General features: G+C 69.3%; 7 protein-coding genes. 2 read left to right on the top strand and 5 right to left on the bottom strand.

Features of this window, described 5'->3' with window-relative positions:
* Positions 1 to 450: 450 nt before the first annotated feature.
* Complete coding sequence (locus tag MJ783_RS12490; protein WP_239310585.1) at positions 451 to 741, bottom strand: hypothetical protein; 291 nt, start codon at positions 739 to 741, stop codon at positions 451 to 453.
* A 122-nt stretch (positions 742 to 863) separates the two neighbouring features.
* Between MJ783_RS12490 and MJ783_RS12485 the strand changes: the two genes are divergently transcribed.
* The gene (locus MJ783_RS12485; protein WP_308194812.1) at positions 864 to 1,088 is read left to right on the top strand and encodes a DNA-binding protein; all 225 of its coding nucleotides are present in this window, start codon (positions 864 to 866) and stop codon (positions 1,086 to 1,088) included.
* A gap of 4 nt (positions 1,089 to 1,092) precedes the next feature.
* Here the strand turns inward: MJ783_RS12485 and MJ783_RS12480 are convergent, their stop codons facing one another.
* Complete coding sequence (locus tag MJ783_RS12480; protein WP_239310584.1) at positions 1,093 to 1,284, bottom strand: helix-turn-helix domain-containing protein; 192 nt, start codon at positions 1,282 to 1,284, stop codon at positions 1,093 to 1,095.
* Between MJ783_RS12480 and MJ783_RS12475 the strand changes: the two genes are divergently transcribed.
* A complete protein-coding gene (locus MJ783_RS12475) occupies positions 1,277 to 1,510 on the top strand; it encodes a helix-turn-helix domain-containing protein (protein WP_239310583.1) in 234 nt (77 codons plus the stop codon). The genes MJ783_RS12480 and MJ783_RS12475 overlap by 8 nt on opposite strands.
* Positions 1,511 to 1,815: 305 nt before the next feature.
* Here the strand turns inward: MJ783_RS12475 and MJ783_RS12470 are convergent, their stop codons facing one another.
* The 3 genes from MJ783_RS12470 to MJ783_RS12460 are packed head-to-tail and all read right to left on the bottom strand — an operon-like array spanning position 1,816 to position 4,520.
* On the bottom strand, positions 1,816 to 2,520 hold the full coding sequence (locus MJ783_RS12470; protein WP_239310582.1) for an SDR family NAD(P)-dependent oxidoreductase: 705 nt from the start codon (positions 2,518 to 2,520) through the stop codon (positions 1,816 to 1,818).
* The gene (locus MJ783_RS12465) at positions 2,517 to 3,473 is read right to left on the bottom strand and encodes a hypothetical protein (RefSeq protein WP_239310581.1); all 957 of its coding nucleotides are present in this window, start codon (positions 3,471 to 3,473) and stop codon (positions 2,517 to 2,519) included. The genes MJ783_RS12470 and MJ783_RS12465 overlap by 4 nt, the downstream gene beginning before the upstream one ends.
* An 18-nt stretch (positions 3,474 to 3,491) precedes the next feature.
* Positions 3,492 to 4,520 (bottom strand): pentapeptide repeat-containing protein, encoded by a 1,029-nt coding sequence (locus tag MJ783_RS12460; RefSeq protein ID WP_239310580.1) that lies wholly within the window; start codon positions 4,518 to 4,520, stop codon positions 3,492 to 3,494.
* Positions 4,521 to 4,751 lie beyond the last annotated feature (231 nt).

Raw genomic sequence — 4,751 nt, 5'->3', positions numbered from 1 at the left:
CCACGAGCTGATGCGAGCTGCTCGCTGATCTTCGATCAGCTTCGCCACCAGCCGCGATGTCTTCCCGGGGGGCGACCCCCGGACCCCCGATGTCGGGCTTCGCCCGACCTGGCCGGGGTAACGGTGATCGTTATGTGGCCAACTGTGTAGCCAAGGCGCGCTATCTGTCGTCCTGTTCTTTCGCCGTGTCGTCCTCGTGCTCCTTGTCGTGTTGCGCACCGGGGTCGGCCTCTGGTGCAAGGATGCCGTCCATCGCCGTTGCCGCCGCGCGGAGCCGCGGGTATCCCGCACCTCTGGAGCGCGGAAGGATCCGCCGGGAAACCGGCCGCGTCCAAGGCGCTGCGCGTCGCTGCGCGATCGGCTGCGCCGACCCTGGACCCGACCGGCCCCCCGGCAGGTCACGCGTCTACCAGAGGAACGGAAGAAAAATAGGGGAAGAACCCGCGCGGGTCAGCGCATCGCCGGTATACCCGGCGGGTTACCGATACCCGCGGGCAGCAGCGCCGGGGGTGTGCCGGAGATCGACCGGAACAGCATCAGCACATCAACGTCCCCGTAGGCATCGGTGAACACCGTGTTCACCGACACTGCCAGCAACGCCGAGGTCAGATCCACCGGGCTCGCCCCGGGTCGCAGAATCACCTCGTAGTCACCGGTGGGGGACTGCCGGACCGTCACGAACCCGGGCGGTTCGGAGGGGATGCGCCATGGGTTTTGGTCAGGCGGAATGATAGGGCTCACGGTCTGCGCTCCTTGAAGAGGAAGGGGTGCGGATCGAGGTCCCGTCGCGGAAGGTGAGAGCTCCCGACGGGACCGCTGTATTTAACAGTCGCTAATTTCTATCCAGTGTCTATGGCGGCTTAGTGACTGTCAAGTACGCTGCGAGGATGGCCCGCGAACAGCTCATGGGGACAGCGGAAATCGCCGCCTGTCTGGGCGTGAGCCGCGTCCGCGTCCACCAGATCGTTACGTCTGACCCATCCTTCCCTGAACCACTCGCCGAGATCAAGGCCGGGAAGATTTGGCGTGCCGACGAGGTGATCCGCTGGATTGCCGAACACCGCCCGCCCCGCCGCCGGGCTACCTGACTGGTCACGCCGCGTCCTCGTGGGCACGCCCGCAGAGCCGATCGACGTAGGCGACGAGCGCCGCCCGGGGGATGCGCCGGGACCGGCCAATCCGGACGGATTCGAGCTGTCCGGCGTTGAGCAGCTCGTAGACCGTGGTGCGGCTGACGCCGAGCAGGTCGGCGGCTTCCGTGGCCGTGAGAAGAAGCGTGTGCACGATCGTTCTCCGAGAGGTCGTCAGGGACAGGGCTCAGGCCGCGCCGGGCAGGCTCGGATCGGCGGCCGACACCGGGCAGGGATGTCCGTGGGCCGCCCGCGCGTTCGGCCTCGGCCGCACCCTCGCCTACGAACTCGCCCGCCGCGGCGGCTTCCCCTGCGAAGTCCACCGCATCGGCCGCCTCTACCGCGTCAACACCAGCGACCTCCTCCGGACGCCCGCGTAGCGTGCCCTGTGGTGATGGTCACAACACCCCGCCGCATGCACGAACCGCCACCGCAGCCCGCCGGGGTAGACCACGCTCGAACCGAGCACGGCCACCCCAGCGCCCAGCCCCTTTCCCTGCCGGCCAACACGGCTACCTGGAGCCGGAGGCTCCCGCCTGATGGTGGGTTGGTTGTCCGTATGGCTGTAGAGGACAGCTCCCGCGATCATGCGGACGGCCGCCGCGATGATCGATGAACACCCGTCCGGTACGCGCGACCTCGGCGCAGCCGGCGGAAAATCGCGACCGTGCAAGGGAAGCCTGCGCTACCAGGGCAGACTTGCGCCCTGATAGAAGACGCCGCCGGTAGGGCCGGAGGGAGGGAGCGCGGTGAGCCACAGGAGTTCTGAAGCAGCTTCGGCGGGGCTGCGGTCGGCGTGGGCGGGGCCGATACGAGTCTGGACACGACCCGGCGACGCGGCGTTGATGAGGATGCCGGTGCCGGCGAGTTCGTCGGCGAGGATACGGGTCAGTGCGTTGATGCCGGTTTTGGAGATGCGGTAGGCGGGGCTGCCGGCTTTCATCTCGGACAGAATTGCCATATGGGTGGTGAGGTTGAGAATGCGGCCGTAGCCGGCCGCGCGCATATGGGGGATGACGGCGGCGCACATCCGCCAGGTCCCGATGAGGTTGGTCTCGATGGTGCGGTGGGCGGTGTCGAGGTCGGGCTGGGCGGCGGGCATGCGGGCGTCGATGGCGATGGCGGCGTTGTTGACCAGAACATCAATCCGGCTGTGTTGGATGATCGAGTCGGCGACAAGTCCGTCGATGGAGTCCTGGTCGGTGAGGTCGAGGGTTGCGGGGCGGACATCGGCACCTTCGGCGCGCAGCTTGGCTGCGGTCCCGCGGGCGGTCTGTTCGGTCCGAGCGGTGGCGATCACGAGGGTGCCGGCTGCGGCGAGTTGGCGGGCAAGTTCGTAGCCGATGCCGCGGTTGGCACCGGTGACGATCGCGACGCGGGTGGGGGTCACGCGGCAGCGGTCAGCCGGGTGTCGAGAATACGGATGCGGGGGTCAGCTCGGTGGGGCGCGAGCCGGGACCGCAGTTCCCCGATGCGGTAGCCGTTGCGCGCGGAAGGAGCTTCTTCCAGGTGCGGCAGCGCCTGATGAGCGAGCGCGTGGGCATGGTCGAGATCGCCGAGGTCGACCTGGACGGCTGCGTGGCGGATCAGGTAGGTGGCGCGGTCGCGAACGCGGGAGATGCCGCTGGTGGGGTCGAGGGCAGCGGCGAAGTACCGATCCGCGGGGGCGGGTGTGCCGAGCTCGACGAAGGTCATGGCGACCTGGGCGCAGTATTCGGCGCGGTCGAAGTAGCGCACCCAGGTCGGGTCGTCGTCGCGCTCTCCTTTGCCGAGGTAGGTTTCTGCATCAGAGAGCGCACGGGTGCAGTCCCGGCGGTCGCCCAGCGCAGCGTGAGCGCGGGCCTTGCGGACAGCGAGCATGGCGCGGGTGCGGGGGGTGCTGCCTTTGCCAGCGGACAGGGCGGCGTCGGCGACGGTCAGGGCGTCGGTGCGTTGGTCGAAGTCGAGTAGCTGCAGAGTCATGTTCTTGAGCACGTTCGCGCCGAGGGCAGGGATGCCGGCGCTGTGCGCGGCGTGGAGGGCGGCGACCCAGTAGCGTTGCGCGGCGGCGTGGTAGCCCGCGTCGGGGCCTGTAAGAACAACGGTGTAACACCCAGCGCCAGCGGGCCGTTTCCGCAGGTGAAGGCCCCGTTGTTGGTAGTTACCGGAAGATCTTCTGGCAGTCCCCGCTTCTTCGGCACCGTCGACGAGTTGGTGGCCACCACACGGCTTGGACCGTCCCGGCCGGCAGCAGGCACCCGCGGGTGCCGCGGGCCGGGGAGCGCGCCTGCCGGGATCAAGAACTCGACGGCACGCGGTGGCGGACGGGACGTCGGCCCGCGACGCGTCCTCAGGCCGTTTCACCGACATGTCATCGATGTGTCACGCCGGCTGCCGGTCTTCCGGACCCCAGGACGCCGGCCGGAGCAATCCCGCCGGCAGCCGGGTCCGCTCGTCGCCCAGGGCTGCATTGACCTGGCTTTGGGTCAGGCCCTGGGCGCCGGTGAGGGTGGCTCCAGCGAGCTCGACGCGGGTGAGGTCCGCTCGGCCTAACTGCGCGCCGCTGAGATCTGCCCCGTTCAGTCGGGCGCCGGTGAGCCGCGCCCCGAAGAGCAGGGCGCGGGTGAGGATCGCATCGGCGAGCAGCGCGCCGGCCAGGTTCGCGTCGATCAAGATCGCATCCGTGAGGTTCGCCCGGCGAAGGTCGGCGCCGGCCAGGTTCGCGTCGTCCAGCTGGGTGCCGCTGAGATCTGCCCCGGCCAGCCGGGCGCGGTTCAGGTCGGCCTCAGTGAGGACGAGGTGGGTGAGCCTGACCGGTTCGGCAAGCCCGGCGAGACGGGCGAGGGTGGCACCGGTGAGGTCGGCTGGGTGCGCGAGGCGGACCAGGACCTGGACGGCGGCGCGAACGTCAGCGGTCGGTGGCACAGCTGGGCCGTCAGGCGCGGCCAGCGTCGGCGGGGCCTTGGCCGCGGCAGGTACCGCGGTGCGGGTGGCTGCCGCTGCCGTGCCCCTGTCTGCGCCGGCGGTGCGGACGAAGGCGGAGAGAACCTCGACGACGGCACGTTGGTCGGCGGGGCTGTCATGGACGATGCGCTCGAGCGCGTAGATGCCGCCGAGACGGATCGTCACATTGCCCGAACCGAGTTGTTCGATCGCGTTCGTATACAGCTCACGGACGTGGGTGTTCTCGTTCGCCCGGCGGATCTCCGCGTTCGCCTGGCGGGTCTCGTCCAGCGCCACCAGCCCGCCGGTGACGGCGACCAGGGCAGCGGCGACCGTCAGCAGCCCACTCTGCAAGACCGCCCGTGCGTCGGTGTCGCCCGCGTCCGGGTACATCCGAGCCGGCAGGTGCCAGATCCCCACCACCGCCAGCACCGCCCCGGCCGCGGCGGTGGTGGCGACCACCCACATCCATCGTCGACCATCTCGTCGACCCGCGCTCCCGGCTTCAGACACGGCCAAGGCCCCCGTTCCCTTGATGCGATGGCTAGGGCGTGTCTGATGGATCTTCGATCGTTTCGCCCCCCACCCGAACGCTTCGCGTTCGTGCGGGATCCTGCTCTCGATGCCCAGAAAGCATCCTGCCACGTTGTCGTCTGCCCGGATAGTTGTGTTCTATCCGGGCAGACGGAGCCGGGGTAC

It is taken from the genome of Protofrankia sp. Cj3 (genome assembly GCF_917627355.1).
Lineage (GTDB): Bacteria > Actinomycetota > Actinomycetes > Frankiales > Frankiaceae > Protofrankia.
This window is presented reverse-complemented; position numbering and strand designations above follow the sequence as displayed.